Origin of the sequence: Roseovarius sp. Pro17, from assembly GCF_035599575.1 — a bacterium.
Taxonomy (GTDB): Bacteria; Pseudomonadota; Alphaproteobacteria; order Rhodobacterales; family Rhodobacteraceae; genus Roseovarius.
On sequence record NZ_CP141179.1, the window covers coordinates 646,867 to 662,898 of the forward strand.

Below are 16,032 nucleotides of genomic sequence, written 5' to 3' on the forward strand. Positions count from 1 at the left end.
GGAGATCTATCGGATCGACTTGTCAAATTGGAACGGGCATCGAGTAGCGTAACCCAGGTTACTCGATACCGTTTTCCCGTTGCAGCGCCCGCACATAGGCGACGATGTTCAACACATCCCCTTGGGTGACACCCTCCACGGCAGGCATGTTGCCGAATTTCCAATGGTGCGCGCGCACGCCGTTCTGCGCAGCCAGAACGAACGCCATGTCGCCGTGGTGGTTGGGTTCATAAATCTTGTGCACCAACGGGGGTGCGACACCCTGTTTTCCTTGGGCGTTCTCTCCATGGCAGTCTGCGCAGACGGCGTCGTAGGCGCGTTTGCCAATCTGCTCTTGGTCTGAAAATGATGCAGGCACCGAAACCGAGGCCATCGCATCGCCGGGCAGTTCCGCAGATTGCGCTAAGTTGGCTGGCGACGTTTCGTTTCCCGACCGCGTGATATACCATGTACCCGTAATCAGCGCGATCACGGCGAACACTATCGCTCCCCATTTCATCTTTTGATCTCCTTCACTCTCAATTGGTTGGGCCGTTCCCCAAGGCGATGGTCAAAGGGGCGCGCCGATCTTCATCGCAGCGCCCCATGTGGCGTCATTTCATCTGAGTGACGGTCAGCTTGCCTTTGACGCGGTCAGCGACAAACTCGATATCCTGACCTTCGGACATGTTGGCAATCGTTGCCTCGTCAGCACGGAATACCATGGTCATCGCGGGCATATCCAGATTGACCAGCGGGCCGTGAATGATGGTCACCTTGCCCGCCTTGGCGTCGATTTTCTTGATCTTGCCGGTGGTGTATTCCACATCGGCCTGCGCCATTTTATCCCCCACGGTGATTGGCCCATGCATGCCGGACTCGTAGTGGCCGGGGATCAGGCAGGCGAATTCGAACGTCCCTGCTTCTGAGAATTTCCAGACAACTTCGCCCGACGCGCCCTCGTCAAGCCGGACGGAATTGGGATCGTCGTGCTCCATGTCCATCTTGGCCATCATCTCCTTGTGCTTGGCGTTGCCCATCATGGTGTCGAGGACAAATTCATGCTCGGTTCCGCCCTTGTTGACGATGTTAAAGCGGATCGTCTCGCCCGTTGCGATTTCCAATTCGCGCGGTTCGAACAGCATTTCGCCGTCGTCGGTTTCGCTCATCGAAACGTCAATGGTGCGGTCTACTTTGGCGGGATCACCCGGCATACCGATCATCATCGCGGCTTGATCGTCAGCCTTGTCCGTATCATGCCCTCCATCGTGGGTGCCGGAGGCGAAAGCCGGAGCAGCCAGAGTAAACGTCAGCGCAGTCGTCAAAAGTAGATTTTTCATCAGTTTTCCTGTGGTTTGGGTTTGAGGTCTAGATCAAATGGCCAATTAGCCCTTCGACGTTGGTTTTGGGGTAAGGATGGTTTTGGGGCTGCTATTGGACGCAAATTCAGGCAGCTCGCCTGTCCACTCATAGGCCTGTTCGCCCGGAGGGTTCTCGTACCAGCCGGGGTCGGAATAATCGTCCGCGTCGATGCCGTCGCGCACCTTCACGACCGAAAACATGCCGCCCATTTCGATGGGTCCGTAAGGCCCCCAGCCCGTCATCATTGGGACGGTATTGTCGGGCAGCGGCATCTCCATCCTGCCCATATCCGCCATGCCAGCCGTGCCCATCGGCATGTATTCAGGCTGGAACTGGCGGATCTTTTGCGCAAGCGGCTTTTTATCGACCCCGATAAAGGTGGGAACATCGTGGCCCATGGCATTCATCGTGTGGTGCGACTTGTGGCAATGGATCGCCCAGTCGCCCAGATGGTCGGCGGTGAACTCATAGGCGCGCATGGCCCCCACGGGGATGTCGATGCTGACCTCGGGCCATCGCGCGGCTTCCGGCACCCAGCCGCCATCCGTGCAGGTGACCTTGAAGTCATAGCCGTGCATGTGGATCGGATGGTTCGTCATCGTCAGGTTGCCGACCCGCACGCGCACCCGGTCACCCTTGTTCACGACCAGCGGGTCGATGTCGGGGAATATCCGGCTGTTCCAGGTCCAGAGATTGAAATCCGTCATCGTCATGATGCGCGGCACATACGTCCCTGGATCGATGTCGAACGCATTCAGCATGATCAGAAAATCGCGGTCCACAGGCATGAACGTCGGATCCTTGGGATGCACCACGAACATGCCCATCATTCCCATCGCCATCTGCACCATCTCATCCGCGTGGGGGTGATACATAAAGGTGCCGGACTTGATTAGGTCAAACTCGTAGACGTAGGTTTTGCCCGGCGGAATGCCGGGATGGCTAAGGCCGCCGACGCCGTCCATGCCCGAGGGCAGGATCATACCATGCCAATGCACGGTCGTATGTTCAGGCAGCCTGTTGGTCACGTAAATACGGACACGGTCACCCTCCACCGCCTCGATAGTCGGGCCGGTCGACTGACCGTTATAGCCCCACAGATGCGCGATCATGCCATCGGCCAGCTCACGCTCTACCGGTTCAGCAATGAGGTGGAATTCCTTGATGCCGTTGTTCATTCGGTGCGGCAAAGTCCAGCCGTTCAGCGTGACCACAGGATTGTAATCCGGCCCCGAAGACGGACGGGGTGTGATTGCCGTTGCCGCGCTGTCCATCTGGGCGGCTTCGGGCAGGCCCATGTTCGTGGTCTTGCTCCAAGCCTTTGATGAAACCATGGCCGCACCTGCGGCGCCGGCCCCGAGTAATTGACGTCTGTTCAACATCTCATATTCCTTTCAGTGTCCTGCGCTGCCACTGGCGGCAAGAGTTGCACCCACCCCACCGGCACCACCGCTGCCTGCACCGCCGCCGTAGATGGCGGCCGTCAGATCAGCCTGAGCCATGAAGAATTCGCGTTTTGCATTGGCAGATTCGAGCGATGCGCCGAGTTTTGCGCGTACGTCGGTCAGCAATTCGAAGGTGTTGGTGATCATGCCGTTGTAGGACAGCAGGCCCTCGTCCTCGACGGTCTTGCGCAGCGGCACCAGAATGTCGCGGTAGTGTCGCGCGATCTTGTAGGAGGCGTGATACGCGGCCTCTGCACCGCGTGCTTCTGAGCGCACGTTGACGGCCTTTTCGGCAAGGACGTTGGCCGCCTGTAGATAGGCCAGCTCAGCCTTGCGCATCCGGGCCTTTCCGGTGTCGTAGATTGGGATGGCAAACTCTAGCTCGATCTGCGGGGTAGTTTCAGTTTTTCGCGCTCCATCTTCCACCTCACGCTCGGCCTCAAAGCCAGCGATGATTTCGAGATCGGTCACCAGCCGGGTCTGATCGGTCAGCCCAAACGCAGCTGCCTGCGCCTCAAGACCCAATTTCGCTACCTGAAGGTCGAACCGATTTCGCAGCGCCTTGGCCTCGATGTTGGCGATCCGCCCGACAGAACGCGGCAATGCGGGCAGTGCATCGGGCACGTAGTAGTCCACATCAGCGCCCCAAAGACCCATCAGCCTTGTGAGGTTTTCCTTGGCGCCGGCCGCATTCATCCGCGCCTGCGCTAGTTGCCCTGCCAATTCGGCGTTAAATGCCTGCTCTCGTGCTTGTCCTGCCTTGTTCAGCGCGCCTGTTTCACCCAGCTTACGCGCAAGTTCGGACCCCGCATCGGATGTGGCTTTGGCGCGTTTGAGATAGCTGACCGTCTCGAAGGCAGCGACTGCGTTCACCCATGCTTGGCGGGTCTGGTTTGCGAGTGTCAGCGTGTCGTTGACGGCTGTCAGCTGCGCTGTGCGGAAATTCACGTCCGCCAGCGCAACCCGCTGCTGGCGGGTTTTAGCATTCAGGATGTTTGTCGCGATCATGCCCTCTATCGCGCGGTAAGCCCCCAGTTCTGCAGCCCCGATGCCCAGCACGCCGATGGACACCACCGGGTTTTCAGGCGTCGCCTGTTGCCATGCCTCGGCAGCCGACAGACCGACATTCGCATAGGAGGCCTGCAGGCCCTTGTTGTTGAGCAGGGCGACTTGAACGGCAGTGTCCGCAGAAAGGGTCTTGCCGTGCACCATGCCCTGCACCTCGCGGTTCAGTGCTTCGTTCTCGGCCTGTGTCTGTGCGAACGCGGTGCGCTTACCGATGGCCGCCGAGGTCTGGCCCGACACGTTGGCAAATCCTGCCTTGGACTCCGTGTAGGCGCCGGGGATCGCGGTTGCGCAGGCGCCAAGGACCAGAGGAACGCCAATGACGAGTGAAAGGCTGACAACCCGCATCAGTTGCCCTCCGACTGTTCTTGGTTAACCGATCGCCAATCGCGCGGGCCGGTGGGGCCACGATAAGTGTAGCCTGCCAGCGGGTCACGATATCTGATCGGTGAGGAAACTGCCGTATTGGTGGCGGCCTGCTGGGACGTGACATTTGGCAGAGGCGTTGGCTGATATGCACATGCGCCGAGTGTGAGGGCAGAAGCCCCTAATAGTAGATGATTTTTCATGATGATAACCTGACTGATGAACTTCGGGTTCGCGCATGGGCACGCGCAAATCGAAGACCCCTATAGGGTCTTGGGTCAGATCAGGAGTTGGGGAGGCCGCAGAAAGCCTGGCGCTGCAAGCGACGCCGATTGTTCGTGCAGAGTTAGATATTTGCCGATCGTAGTGTGTTCCAGGAAAACAATGTCCGTCTCGTCGAGAATGACTGAAACGCAGATACCACTGCAACACTGGCCGGATACCTGCTCATCTTCGTCTGCATGCGATATTGGGCCGGATCCACCATGCATGGAGTGTGATGAAGATGCGTCGTGCGCGTGAGCTTCGTCAAGATTGTCAGCAACAGCCGACGCGGCGTGATGCGCGTCGTGCATTCCGGATGCCGCATGAGATGCAGTGGGCGGAAAGACGACGATCGCAAAAGCAAAGGAGAGGCAGACGAGCGCCCTCAGCCATGCGGATATGGAATTTCCCAGCTTCACATCTGATATTTGGGTGATGCATGAACAACTGTCAATCCATCCAGCAAGGGGAGGTTGCCAACAATTTCGTGATACCGTCGTTCGTTGACTAGCATGTTTGGTCGCCGGGAATTCATCTGCTTGGCGTGCTGTTGGGACATGGTGATGCGGTATTTCGTCGCCAAGAATGTGCGTGGTCTAGAGCTGCCTTTGAAGCTGGAGATGGCGGCGCAATAAACCATCGTCAAAGAGTATACGCGCAATAGGTCGCGCTGCTTGCTGCAAAGCGACGCGGGTATATATGGACGGTCACGTTGACCGCCAGACCGCAGAACGGCATGGCAAGGTGGCTGGGGGGACACGCCGCTCGCCACGCTTTTGGGTGCACCGCCGGCTGAGGCCTTTGAGCATCGCCCTAAATCTTGATTCCGACGTTCTGGCTAAATGCCTGTTCCTCGCAGCCATCAATCAGCTTTCTAGCAGCATGACTTTGAGGGAGTTGTCGGGATTTACATCACTTGTTCGAAGAAACCAGCGTGGCGCTTGCTGGTTCAAGGATGAATGAGCCCGCATGCGCAAGCGAAGCGAATGTCGTCTTGGTTGCACGCGGCAGCACTTTCATCAGAGCTGCGAACCTATTGTGATTGCTTCCGTCCGGTGCATCCACTTTTGAAATATCAATCACTCGGATACCGTGGGCCGCTGCGAGAGCCTGAACTCTGGGATCGTTTGCATCCCTTGTACCGACTCTGCCACGCGATCCAGCCAGCCGCTCTGAGAGTTTCAACGCGCGATCATCCGGCGAGACGAGCAGGGTTATCGGTGGGTTCAGTTTGCCGATGGTTTGGACCTGACGACGAAAAACATCTATGTCGATGTCCGGCGCGGCCAGCACCACATTACCCAACCGGTCAATCACCTTGTGCTGACCGCTCAGCCTGAGTTGACGCAAGGCCTCGGCGACAAGCCAGCCGCCCATGCTGTGCCCGAAAAGGGTAATGTTTTCAATGGCCGGATCGGCCGCGACAACCGTCAGTAAATGCACCAGATCGTCCCGCGAATAGGTGACGGCATCCTTGTCGGCGACATACCCTGTCACGGATGCAGCAGACGGCCAGGCAAATAGAACGGGACTTTCCTTCAGGTCTGCGTCGGCAGCGACCTGTGCCAGCCTGAACAAGGATTCCGCGAAGGTGTAATTGTAGCCGTGAACAAAGATCAGGATATCGCGCTTGCCGGCATTCAACGCAAAATCCGGTAATTCCCTGCGATCCGTCACGGCAAAGCTGGTCTGCGGATTTGGCTGTGATTTTGGCCATTCGATCTCGGAAATCTTGTGGGTAGGTGGGATAGAGATAGTGAACATTTCGTAGTTAAGCTTGGGCGCGCGCAGGTCCGAGTAGCTGGCTGTGCTGGCATCGCGCGCGCGGGTTGTGGCGACCGTGATGGTCACCTGCCGCGTTGCAGTGTGGCCTTGCGGAACGACCGACAACGCCTGCGGCTGGGAGCGCGGCGTGCAACCCGCTGCCGCAATGAATACCAGCAAGAAAACCGACCGGGTCAATGCCTTGAGATCAATGCGCAGAAGACAGGTCATCGTCTACCTTCCTTGTCCTCTACGGTCATCATGACAGGTTCATAGAGCGGCGGAACAGCGCCAAGCTGGCGACAAAGAACGCCAGCCCCAAACCGCCCATAAGCGCCAGTTGAACCCAGACCGTTTCCAGCCCCGCGCCGCGGAACACGACTGCCTTGGCGAAGGTCAGGAAATGGCGCGAGGGGAGGATCGTGGTCAGCCGCTGCACGATGTCAGGCTGGCTTTCGATAGCGCCCATGCCGCCTGAGAGCATGATGATTGGGATGATGACCATGATTACCAGCAGCGCGAATTGCGCCATGCTGCGCGCCATAGTGCCCAGAAACATCCCGATGGCGGCAGCGGCGGCGAGGTACACTGCTGTTCCGGTCAATAGCAGTGCCACCGATCCGGCCACCGGCACCTGAAGCAATCCCTGAACGACGAATAGTAGCGAGAGGGTAAAGGCCGCCAGCACCACGATCACATTTGCCAGCACTTTGGACAGCGCGATTTCCAGCGGTGTGAGGGGCATCACCATCAGATGTTCGATCGTGCCCTGCTCGCGTTCACGCAGCATCGCCGCCCCTGTCAGTGCGATAGTCAAAAGAGATAGTTGATTCAGAAGCGACGAGACCGACTTGAACCAGACCGGATTACCGTTGGGGTTGAAGGCGCGGCGCAATTCCAACCGCAACGCCGGATCGGGCGCATCAGGGTCGCCCGACAGAAACGCACGGGTTTCCGAGGTCAGGATGTTGACGATGTAATCGGTCCCAAGCTGAGCTTGGGAGACGGCTGTGGCATCGACCTCAAGCTGGGCGGCGGGCATGAGTCCTGCGATCACGTCGGCCTCAAAACCGGGTGGAAAGGCAAGGACAAACATGATCCGGCCAGCGTCCATTTCAGGCTTTACCTGATCAGGGCTGATCAGCACTGGCGGCTGGAACCATGGCGGGCCGAGGGCGTCGGTGATCTGGCGCGACAGCATGGAGCTATCCTCGTCCAGGATGGCGATGGCCGCATTGTAGACCGTGTCGCCCGCGCCGCTTGCCTCAAGAATCACGGCGACGATAAATGACCACAGAATTAGGATTACCATGACGGGATCGCCAAGGACGCTTTTCAGCTCCTTTCCCGCAAGCCAGAAGATGTTGGCAAGCTGGCGCATCTCTACCGCTCCTGCTTGCGCAGGGAGAGCACGGCCAGCGCTGTCAGGATCGGGCCGAAGGCGGCGAGGCGCAATAGGTGGCCCGACAATTCCGACAGTCCCAGCCCCTTGGTAAAGGTGCCAACGCTCAGCCCCATATACCAGGTCGTAGGCCAGAGCGTGCCGAGAAGGCGCGCGGGGCCCTCCAGCGATGACACCGGCGTGATCATGCCCGAGAATTGCAGCGTCGGCATGACCGATAGGATCGCCGCGGCAAAGACCGCCGTGACCTGGGTCTTGGCCATCATCGACACCAGCAGGCCATACCCGGTCGCCGCGACCGCATAAAGCAGCGCACCCAGAACCAGTGCCGCCGGACTGCCCTTGAGGGGCACATCCAGCACCGTGACCACAAGCACTGTCAGGATGATGAAATTAAGCAGCGTGATGGCTATATAGACCAGTTGCTTGCCGATCAGGAATTCGGCGCGCCCGGTGGGGGTGACGTAGAAATTGGTGATCGTGCCAATTTCCTTTTCGCGCGCCACGCTGACCGCCATCAGGATTGCCGGGAATAGCAATAGCAATAACGGCGGGATAGAGGGGCCGATGGCGGGCAGGCTTTCCATCGCGGGATTGTAATGGAAGCGCGGTTCAAGCTTTGCGGGCGGCGCCTGATCGGGCGTACGCGAGGCGCTCAGACCGGAGAGAGCAAGCGCCGATTGTGCGTCGTGGGTCATCACGTGACTATGTGCGCCCTCAACGTAGCTTTCTACGGTGCCAGCGCGATTGGTGTCGGTGCCGTCGATCAGCGCAGCAATTTCGGCCACCTCGTCACGTCGCACGGAGATGCCGAAATCTGGCGGAATCTGTAGTGCTAGTGCCAATTCGCCGCTGGCCATGCGCTGCTCGAGTTCTTCGGCATCACGGATACGCGGCCGCTCGAGAAACCACTGAGAATCCTCAAAGCCTGACAGATAGGCGCGGCTTTCCGGACTTTGGTCCTGATCAAAGGCGGCGAAGGGGATTTCGCGCACTTCCTGTGAAATACCGAAGGACATGATCAGCAGCAGGATCGCGCTGCCAATGAAGGAAAACACCAGCCTGACCGGATCGCGGCGCACCTGCATCGCCTCGCGCGTTGTGTAGGCCAGTAGCCGTCTGAGGCTAAAGCGTGGCGCGGCGGTGGATGTTTCGGGTGCCTCGGTGGAGGTCAAATCCGTGTCGTTCTCAGCTGCCTCTTGCGGCATCGCATCCAGCATGTGGGCGATAAAGGCGTCTTCGAGTGTCTCCATGCCGCGCGCGTCGATGATCGCTTGCGGCTCATCTGTCACCAGAACCTTGCCCGCGTGCATCAGCGAAATACGATCGCAGCGCATCCCTTCGTCCATGAAATGGGTCGATATGAAGATCGTCACGCGTTCGCGCCGGGCGAGATCCGTCAGCATATTCCAGAACGCATCGCGCGCCTGCGGATCGACGCCCGATGTCGGTTCGTCAAGGATCAGGATATCGGGGCCGTGGATCACCGCGACAGCCAGCGACAGACGCTGGCGCACTCCCAGCGGCAGCGATGCAGCACCCTGATCAAGATAGGGCTCCAGCCCGAAACGTGGCACAAGGTCAGCCATCCGTTCGACGGTCAGGTCAGCGCCCAGATGAAAAAGCCGCGCATGCAGCAAAAGGTTCTCACGCACGGTCAATTCGCCATAAAGCGAGAAGGATTGCGACATGAAGCCGACCCGGCGACGCGCATCCAGATTCTGCGCATCGACAGGCTGGCCAAAAATCCACGCCTCGCCCTCCGTTGCGGGCGTGAGACCGGTCAGCATCTTCATCGTCGTAGTCTTGCCGCAGCCGTTGGAGCCGAGAAACCCGAATATCTCGCCGCGCGCGATCTCAAAGCTGACCGCATCCACGGCGGTGAAATCGCCAAAGCGTTTGGTGAGGCCTTCGGCCTTTATCGCCGGTGGCCCGTCGGCGATGTCGATCGGCGCCGGGGCAGGGTGGGTCGCTTGTGGAGCGGCGATATCACCGCCCAAAAGAGCGACAAAAGCTGCTCCGACGGTGTCGGTTCCGGTCTGCGTTCTCAGGTCGGCGGGGCTGGCCTGGGCCAGAACGCGCCCTTCATTCATGGCGATGAGATGCTCGAACCGCTCAGCCTCTTCCATGTAGGCTGTAGAGACTAGGACGCTCATTTCCGGGCGACCCTCGCGGATGGTGTCGATCAAATCCCAGAACTGACGGCGCGACAACGGATCGACGCCGGTGGTCGGTTCGTCCAGTAGCAGGAAATCCGGGTCGTGGATTAGCGCCGCGCAGAGCCCCAGTTTCTGCTTCATCCCGCCCGATAGCTTGCCGGCGGGACGGTCAAGAAACGGCGCAAGTCCTGTGGCACGGGTCAGCCGCTCGATGCGTGCGGCGCGTTCGGCCCGGTTCTGCCCAAAGAGCTTGCCGAAGAATTCCAGATTTTCGCGGATGCTTAGATCGTGATAGAGGTTTTTGCCCAATCCCTGTGGCATGAAGGCGATCCTCCGCCCAATGTCGGCGCGGTGGCGGGCGCTGGACATATCGCCGCCAAGCGTCTTGATGTGGCCCGCCTGCAGTCGCTTTGCCCCCGAAACGAGCCCCATGAGGGTAGATTTTCCCACACCATCAGGCCCGATCAGCCCGACCGTCCGTCCGGCCGGAATAGAGAGCGTGACATCGTCGAGAGCGGTGACCTTGCCGTAACGATGGCTGACTGCCGCGATGCTTGCGACAAAATCGTCTGCTTTGACGAAATCCGTCATTTTCGCGATCCGTCACCGGCCGGGGGCTCGTTCCCCAATGGCGCAGGAAGGTTTTTGACCACCGGCGGCGTCAGCCCTTGGGGCCAATCAGGCATACTGCCGTCCGAGCCTACCAGCCGTACCCAAGCAACGCCACGCACGCCGGTCTTGATCTGGGCCAGACGCGCCTCGACCATGTGCGTTGGGATGCGCACGCGGATACGGAACATCAGGCTTTCGCGCTCTGCGATGGTTTCGACCTGTTTCGGCGTGAATTGCGCCTGCGGGGCGACGAAGCTGACTATTGCAGGGATAGCGGCATCGGGCCGGACATCGACGACGATCCGCGCCTCGTCCCCCAAACGCACGCGCGGCGCTTGCGTGGCAGGTAGGAAAAACTCCATATAGACATTGCCCAGGCTGACCAGCGTCAGCACCTTGCCTCCGTTGCCCAGCACTTCGCCGGGTTGGGTAAGACGATAAAGAATGCGACCCGCCTGAGGCGCATAGAGCGTGCTGTCGGCGATCCTTGCCTCGATCTCGCGCTGGTTTGCGATTTCGGCATCGATTGCGCGCTCTCGCACACGGACTTCGGCTTGCGCGGCGATAAGCCCTGCCTCGGCCACTTGCGCCTCGGTGCGGCGAATATCGAGGTTCTCGCGCGAGATGACCCCGCGTTCGCTCAGCGTTTCGGCACGAGTGAGTTCGCTATTGGCAAGCGCGAGGTTCGCCTCGGCCTTGGTCACACCGGCCTTTGCCACCGCTACTGCGGCCTCGGCACTGGCCACGCCGGCCTGAGCGCGCATTTTCTGCGCCTCCAGCTCCGTAGTATCCATCACAGCCAGAACGTCGCCCTGCGCAACAAGCTCGCCTTCCTGCACCGCAATCTCGGCGATCCGACCTGACAGGCGGGTCGAAATATCGACGAGGTCGGCTTCGATCCTGCCATTTCCGCGGGCAAAACCCTCGGGCGGCAGGCCGCTGGGGGCTAGAAATACTTTCCACAGCGCATAGCCCAGAAACGCGGCCAGCACTGCCAGAACCAAAAGGATCGAAACCCGTCGCGACATGATAATTATCCTTCTTCGTCCGAAAATCCTGCGATGATGCCGCGTCGGTAAATGGCAAATGCGCGCGGGGCATCGTCGACCATGCGGCTCATGTCGTCCGCGATCAGCGATTGCATCACAAGGCCTTGGATCGTGCCGATGAAAAGCGTCGCTGCCGCCTCGCCGTCCAGATCAGAGCGCAATTCGCCACGCTCCTTTCCGGCTTTGATGAGGTCATTCAGCCGGACCGCATACTGTTTCAGCATCGCGCGCGCCATGCGTTTGGCCGGCGTCGCCTTGGCCCCCTGCAATTCGCCGAACATCATCCGCGGCGCGCCGGGATGCTCGGAAACGAAGGCGACATGGGCCAGAAACATCGCCTGCATCGTCTCAAGCGGGGAGTCTATTCCCTCGGCAGCTTTTTCGATGCGCGCCATGAGGCGTTCAGCCACCCATGTCATGACCGCCTGCCAGATCGCCTCCTTGTTCGGGAAATGCCGAAAGAGTGCGCCCTGAGTCAGGTTCATATGCTTGGCGATTGCTGCGGTCGTGATCGAATCCGGATTTGTTTTACCGGCCAAATCGACCACCGCTTCGACGGTGACGTTGCGCCGCTCGTCGGCAGGAAGGTTTTTCTGTCGGGATGCGTTCATGAAGATGTCTCCGTTTGCGAAACTGCAACTGTAAGCCAGCCCATGGTCAAGATCATGGAGATACCGCTGATGATGATAACAATCGGCAGCATCCCCACGACAAGAGAGGTCAGGATGCCGAGCGGCATCAGCATGCCAACAAGCGCCAAGCCCGAAGTCCAGCGACTGGTCCCCGTTGATATTGGCAAGTGCAAAAGGACGCGGCGGACCGCGATGTTGAAAAGCGCGAACCCATAGAGCATGAGGGCCGCGACAAACAGAAAACTGGCTACAATATTGATCTTGCCTATCAACATGAACGACCCCCTTTCTTGTGTCCGAGACTGCCCAAGCGCACCGCATGTACTATTGCTTGAAAAAATATAGTAATCAATTACTATCTTGATTCGAACGCCTCTGGCAACTCCGAAAGTTCAGGCTCGCGCCGATCTAGCCAGCGGATCCAAGGGGGACGTCATGGACCGAAAAAGTAAGGACTTCATTGGGACGGTGAGTGAGTTTCAAACGGCGCCCCATGCAGACAAGACCACGTCGAGAGCTAAACAGGAAATGAGCATGGCCACGTCTGATGGGGCGATAGATCTGGGTGACAAGGTGGTGAGCGCGATAGGTGCTGACACAGATGTACAGGCATCGGGCATCGCACAAGAAGCGCGTACCACTTCAGACATTTATGAGGCTCTCAATCACGGCACCCAAGTCTGGCTGTCCCGCTTCACGCATGGATTGTCGCCAGCCGCCCTGATGGGCGCTTGGTTCGACTGGGCGACACATATAACAGCGGCGCCGGGCAAGCAGTTGCAATTGGTCGAAAAGGCCAACGAACAAGTGCGCCGACACATCCGCTATGCAATCGAATGTGCGGGCAGTGCCGAGCCCGCCGAGCCCTGCATCGAGCCGTTGCCACAAGACCGGCGCTTTCGCGCGGACGGTTGGAAAACGAAACCGTTTAATGTGATTCATCAAGGTTTCCTGCAGCAGCAGCAATGGTGGCACAATGTCGTCACCGGCGTGCCCGGTGTGACCGCACAACATGAACGCGAATTGCAGTTCCTGACGCGTCAAATCCTCGACGCGTTTTCGCCCTCCAATTTTCCATGGACCAACCCCGAGGTTCTGACGAGGACCCGCAAAGAAAGCGGTCTGAACCTAATCAGGGGAGCGCAGAATTACCTGCAAGATATTCAGAATACTGCGGCCGGAGCGGCGCCAGATGGCGCCGATTTCTATCAGCCGGGCCGGGACGTCGCAGCGACGAAGGGAGCGGTCGTCTATCGCAATCATTTGATTGAGCTCATTCAGTACAAACCACTCACGGACACAGTCCGACCAGAGCCGATCCTGATCGTCCCAGCTTGGATCATGAAATACTACATACTCGACCTGTCGCAGCAGAATTCCATGGTGCGCTACCTCGTCGAGCAGGGCTACACCGTCTTTATGATTTCATGGAAAAATCCCAATGCAGAGGACCGTGACCTGACGATGGACGACTACCGCCGCCATGGTATCATGGACGCACTGCAGGTGATCGCAGCCATCCTTCCCGGGCGAAAGGTTCAAGCGGTGGGATACTGTTTGGGCGGGACGCTGCTATCCATTGCAGCGGCGGCAATGGCGCGGGATGGCGACGACCGGCTGGCCTCGCTTACGCTGCTAGCTAGTCAGGTCGATTTCACAGAGCCGGGCGAGTTGGGGCTGTTCATCAACGAGAGCCAGCTTGCGTTTCTCGACGGCGTCATGTGGCGGCAGGGCTATCTGGACACAACCCAGATGGCGGGTGCGTTCCAGATGCTGCGCTCCAATGACATGATCTGGTCACGGATGACCCGCGATTATCTGATGGGCGAGCGCGAGCCGATGTTCGATCTGATGGCTTGGAACGCGGATGCCACAAGGATGCCTTACCGGATGCATTCGGAATATCTGCGCAAGCTATATCTGAACAATGATCTGGCCGAAGGACGGTTTGAAGTCGATGGCCGCCCGGTTCACATCTCTGACATACGGGTGCCGATTTTTGCGCTGGGCACGGTCAGGGATCACGTCGCCCCGTGGCAGTCGGTTTTCAAGATTGACGTGCTGAGCGATACCGACGTGACCTTTGCGCTGACCAGCGGTGGGCACAATGCCGGGATTGTGTCTGAGCCGGGCCATCCAGGGCGTACCTTCCGGATCCGGGTCAAGGGCGCGACAGAGCGTCAGATTGATCCCGAGACATGGATGCAGGAAACCCCCGAGCGAGACGGATCGTGGTGGGGGGTATGGGCGAGTTGGCTGGGCGAACGGTCCGGCGAACCGACCGCTCTGCCTGACATGGGCGATCCCAATTCCGCCCATCCTGCCATCGTGGACGCGCCCGGAACCTACGTGTTTCAGCAATAACCAGGCGGCATGCACCCGTCGTTCGTGAAAAGGAATTTGACCCATGGACAACAGAAGATGGAGCGTCGTGATTGCGGCGATTATAGCGGTTCTGTTCGGCTTGCTGACGCTATTTTCCGGTGGGCGCGCACTGTTTGGCACTGCCGAGGCGCGCGCGGCAGTTGGCGATGCTGTTCCTTTTGTGTTGTGGTTCAACTTCCTCGCGGGTTTCGCCTATGTCGCGGCAGGTGTCGGCCTGTTCGGACGACGATCCTGGGCGGTGCTACTCTCAGTTGCGATCCTTTTTGCCACGATATTGGTCACGGTCGCCTTTGGGGTCCATGTGCTGTTAGGCGGCGCCTATGAGATGCGCACTGTTGGGGCGATGAGCCTGCGCACCGTCGTCTGGGGCGTCATTGTAGCAGTCGCGCTTCGCGAGCCAGCCAGATCAAACCCGGTATCCGAGCACTGACTAAATCAGACCAAAGTAACCACGAAAAGGAAACTTGATATGACGGAAATCACGCAAAAGACCTGGGGGGGCCGGGCCGCGACGTTCGCCTTGGCGGCGGCATTTGCCACAACTGGCGGATGGGTTTCGGCGCAGGAGGTCAAACCGGTTTCACCCGACCTGACGCCTAAGCTGCGGGAACTGCTGCGCAAGGAAATGCTGTCGGTCGAGGATGCCAGCCATCAGATAATGTCCTACCTCATTGCCGGAGATGATGAGAACGTCGCAAAACTGGCGCAGCAAATTCATGACAGTTTCATTCTGCAACAATCCATGACGCCTGAGGACAAGCAGGATTTGATGGCGGCGGTACCCGAGGAGTTCGTGACGCGGGACCGCGCCTTTCACGCGCTCTCAGCCGAGTTGGCAGAGGCTGCGCGCGAAGGTGACAGGCCTGCACAACATCAAAAATTCGGCGAGATGATACAGGCCTGTTCGGCTTGCCATGCGCTTTATGCGACGGATCGATTTACGCAGCTTGCTGAGTAAAACTGCCGCGCGACCGCCACCGATGGAACCCGGACCCCAAGTCCGGCGTTGTACCCCGGTACGGGATAAGGTCCGTGCGGCCCCCCGATTGACGCGAGGGAGACGCGCCATGTCTAGTCCACTCAATTCCGAAAAGGAATGTCGCCAACGCACGCTTGCGCAGCGGCGCGAGGCGGCGGCGATCATCGGCATCGATGAGGCGTATCTGTTGCGGATGATCCATTTTTTCGTCGCGCGTGTGCGCGCGGACAAGCAGCTTGGCCGGTTTTACGCGGCTGAAGACGAAGGACACAGGGCTCGGCAAGTCGCGCATATGATCACATTCTGGCTATCCAACACGCTGGAAACGGACGAGTATGTTGGCGATTTGGTCAAGGTTCACCGCCAGCTTGAGGGTCTCCAGCGGGAGGATTTTGACCACTGGCTTGCGTTGTTTCGCGCCACTCTAGATGAGACGGCTCCGACTGTGGCTGCAGCTAACTATCTTATGGTCCGAGCCGAGCGCGTGGCCGACTATCTGGAAACTGAGCTCTTTGGAAAACGCGATGAGACGACGGTAGGCTAGCGGTCCCTGCACAGAATTTCCCCGC

Annotated in this window: 14 protein-coding genes; 4 read left to right on the plus strand and 10 right to left on the minus strand. The window is 59.0% G+C overall.

Annotated elements, in window-relative coordinates; translation table 11 throughout:
• Window positions 1–58: 58 nt before the first annotated feature.
• The 10 genes from U3654_RS03180 to U3654_RS03225 form a co-directional block, all read right to left on the minus strand.
• On the minus strand, window positions 59–499 hold the full coding sequence (locus U3654_RS03180; protein WP_324753913.1) for a cytochrome c: 441 nt from the start codon (window positions 497–499) through the stop codon (window positions 59–61).
• A gap of 94 nt (window positions 500–593) precedes the next feature.
• Entirely contained in the window at window positions 594–1,319 is a 726-nt protein-coding gene (locus U3654_RS03185) for a copper-binding protein (RefSeq protein WP_324753914.1), read from the minus strand.
• A gap of 45 nt (window positions 1,320–1,364) precedes the next feature.
• A complete protein-coding gene (locus U3654_RS03190) occupies window positions 1,365–2,723 on the minus strand; it encodes a copper oxidase (protein ID WP_324753915.1) in 1,359 nt (452 codons plus the stop codon).
• A 12-nt stretch (window positions 2,724–2,735) separates the two neighbouring features.
• Window positions 2,736–4,199 carry a TolC family protein gene (locus U3654_RS03195; protein ID WP_324753916.1) on the minus strand — a complete coding sequence of 488 codons (1,464 nt, stop codon included), beginning with the start codon at window positions 4,197–4,199 and terminating at the stop codon, window positions 2,736–2,738.
• 1,194 nt (window positions 4,200–5,393) lie between these two features.
• Window positions 5,394–6,476: an alpha/beta hydrolase gene (locus U3654_RS03200; RefSeq protein ID WP_324753917.1), complete on the minus strand. Its 1,083-nt coding sequence runs from the start codon at window positions 6,474–6,476 to the stop codon at window positions 5,394–5,396.
• Between the two features lie 28 nt (window positions 6,477–6,504).
• Window positions 6,505–7,626, minus strand: a complete 1,122-nt coding sequence (locus tag U3654_RS03205; protein ID WP_324753918.1) for an ABC transporter permease — start codon at window positions 7,624–7,626, stop codon at window positions 6,505–6,507.
• A gap of 2 nt (window positions 7,627–7,628) precedes the next feature.
• Window positions 7,629–10,397 (minus strand): ribosome-associated ATPase/putative transporter RbbA, encoded by a 2,769-nt coding sequence (gene rbbA, locus U3654_RS03210; RefSeq protein ID WP_324753919.1) that lies wholly within the window; start codon window positions 10,395–10,397, stop codon window positions 7,629–7,631.
• Window positions 10,394–11,446 carry an HlyD family secretion protein gene (locus U3654_RS03215; RefSeq protein ID WP_324753920.1) on the minus strand — a complete coding sequence of 351 codons (1,053 nt, stop codon included), beginning with the start codon at window positions 11,444–11,446 and terminating at the stop codon, window positions 10,394–10,396. Before U3654_RS03215 ends, rbbA begins: the two co-directional genes overlap by 4 nt.
• A gap of 5 nt (window positions 11,447–11,451) precedes the next feature.
• Window positions 11,452–12,078: a TetR/AcrR family transcriptional regulator gene (locus tag U3654_RS03220; protein ID WP_324753921.1), complete on the minus strand. Its 627-nt coding sequence runs from the start codon at window positions 12,076–12,078 to the stop codon at window positions 11,452–11,454.
• A complete protein-coding gene (locus U3654_RS03225) occupies window positions 12,075–12,374 on the minus strand; it encodes a hypothetical protein (protein ID WP_324753922.1) in 300 nt (99 codons plus the stop codon). The genes U3654_RS03220 and U3654_RS03225 overlap by 4 nt, the downstream gene beginning before the upstream one ends.
• 259 nt (window positions 12,375–12,633) lie before the next feature.
• On the opposite strand from U3654_RS03225, the gene U3654_RS03230 reads away from it, so the two are divergent.
• The 4 genes from U3654_RS03230 (at window position 12,634) to U3654_RS03245 (ending at window position 16,007) form a co-directional block, all read left to right on the plus strand.
• Window positions 12,634–14,463: a PHA/PHB synthase family protein gene (locus tag U3654_RS03230; protein ID WP_324753923.1), complete on the plus strand. Its 1,830-nt coding sequence runs from the start codon at window positions 12,634–12,636 to the stop codon at window positions 14,461–14,463.
• Window positions 14,464–14,506: 43 nt separating this feature from the next.
• Window positions 14,507–14,914, plus strand: coding sequence for a hypothetical protein (locus U3654_RS03235; RefSeq protein WP_324753924.1), 408 nt, complete (start codon window positions 14,507–14,509; stop codon window positions 14,912–14,914).
• A 39-nt stretch (window positions 14,915–14,953) separates the two neighbouring features.
• Window positions 14,954–15,442, plus strand: coding sequence for a cytochrome c (locus U3654_RS03240; RefSeq protein WP_324753925.1), 489 nt, complete (start codon window positions 14,954–14,956; stop codon window positions 15,440–15,442).
• A gap of 109 nt (window positions 15,443–15,551) precedes the next feature.
• Window positions 15,552–16,007, plus strand: a complete 456-nt coding sequence (locus U3654_RS03245; protein WP_324753926.1) for a group III truncated hemoglobin — start codon at window positions 15,552–15,554, stop codon at window positions 16,005–16,007.
• The last annotated feature ends 25 nt before the right edge of the window (window positions 16,008–16,032 follow it).

What these genes read in the sequence shown, in the direction of transcription:
- U3654_RS03195 (WP_324753916.1), bottom strand. Translation starts at nt 4,199, where the DNA reads ATGCGGGTTGTCAGCCTTTCACTCGTCATTGGCGTTCCTCTGGTCCTT.
- U3654_RS03235 (WP_324753924.1), top strand. Translation starts at nt 14,507, where the DNA reads ATGGACAACAGAAGATGGAGCGTCGTGATTGCGGCGATTATAGCGGTT.
- rbbA (WP_324753919.1), bottom strand. Translation starts at nt 10,397, where the DNA reads ATGACGGATTTCGTCAAAGCAGACGATTTTGTCGCAAGCATCGCGGCA.
- U3654_RS03200 (WP_324753917.1), bottom strand. Translation starts at nt 6,476, where the DNA reads ATGACCTGTCTTCTGCGCATTGATCTCAAGGCATTGACCCGGTCGGTT.
- U3654_RS03190 (WP_324753915.1), bottom strand. Translation starts at nt 2,723, where the DNA reads ATGTTGAACAGACGTCAATTACTCGGGGCCGGCGCCGCAGGTGCGGCC.
- U3654_RS03240 (WP_324753925.1), top strand. Translation starts at nt 14,954, where the DNA reads ATGACGGAAATCACGCAAAAGACCTGGGGGGGCCGGGCCGCGACGTTC.
- U3654_RS03230 (WP_324753923.1), top strand. Translation starts at nt 12,634, where the DNA reads ATGGCCACGTCTGATGGGGCGATAGATCTGGGTGACAAGGTGGTGAGC.
- U3654_RS03180 (WP_324753913.1), bottom strand. Translation starts at nt 499, where the DNA reads ATGAAATGGGGAGCGATAGTGTTCGCCGTGATCGCGCTGATTACGGGT.
- U3654_RS03225 (WP_324753922.1), bottom strand. Translation starts at nt 12,374, where the DNA reads ATGTTGATAGGCAAGATCAATATTGTAGCCAGTTTTCTGTTTGTCGCG.
- U3654_RS03245 (WP_324753926.1), top strand. Translation starts at nt 15,552, where the DNA reads ATGTCTAGTCCACTCAATTCCGAAAAGGAATGTCGCCAACGCACGCTT.
- U3654_RS03205 (WP_324753918.1), bottom strand. Translation starts at nt 7,626, where the DNA reads ATGCGCCAGCTTGCCAACATCTTCTGGCTTGCGGGAAAGGAGCTGAAA.
- U3654_RS03220 (WP_324753921.1), bottom strand. Translation starts at nt 12,078, where the DNA reads ATGAACGCATCCCGACAGAAAAACCTTCCTGCCGACGAGCGGCGCAAC.
- U3654_RS03185 (WP_324753914.1), bottom strand. Translation starts at nt 1,319, where the DNA reads ATGAAAAATCTACTTTTGACGACTGCGCTGACGTTTACTCTGGCTGCT.
- U3654_RS03215 (WP_324753920.1), bottom strand. Translation starts at nt 11,446, where the DNA reads ATGTCGCGACGGGTTTCGATCCTTTTGGTTCTGGCAGTGCTGGCCGCG.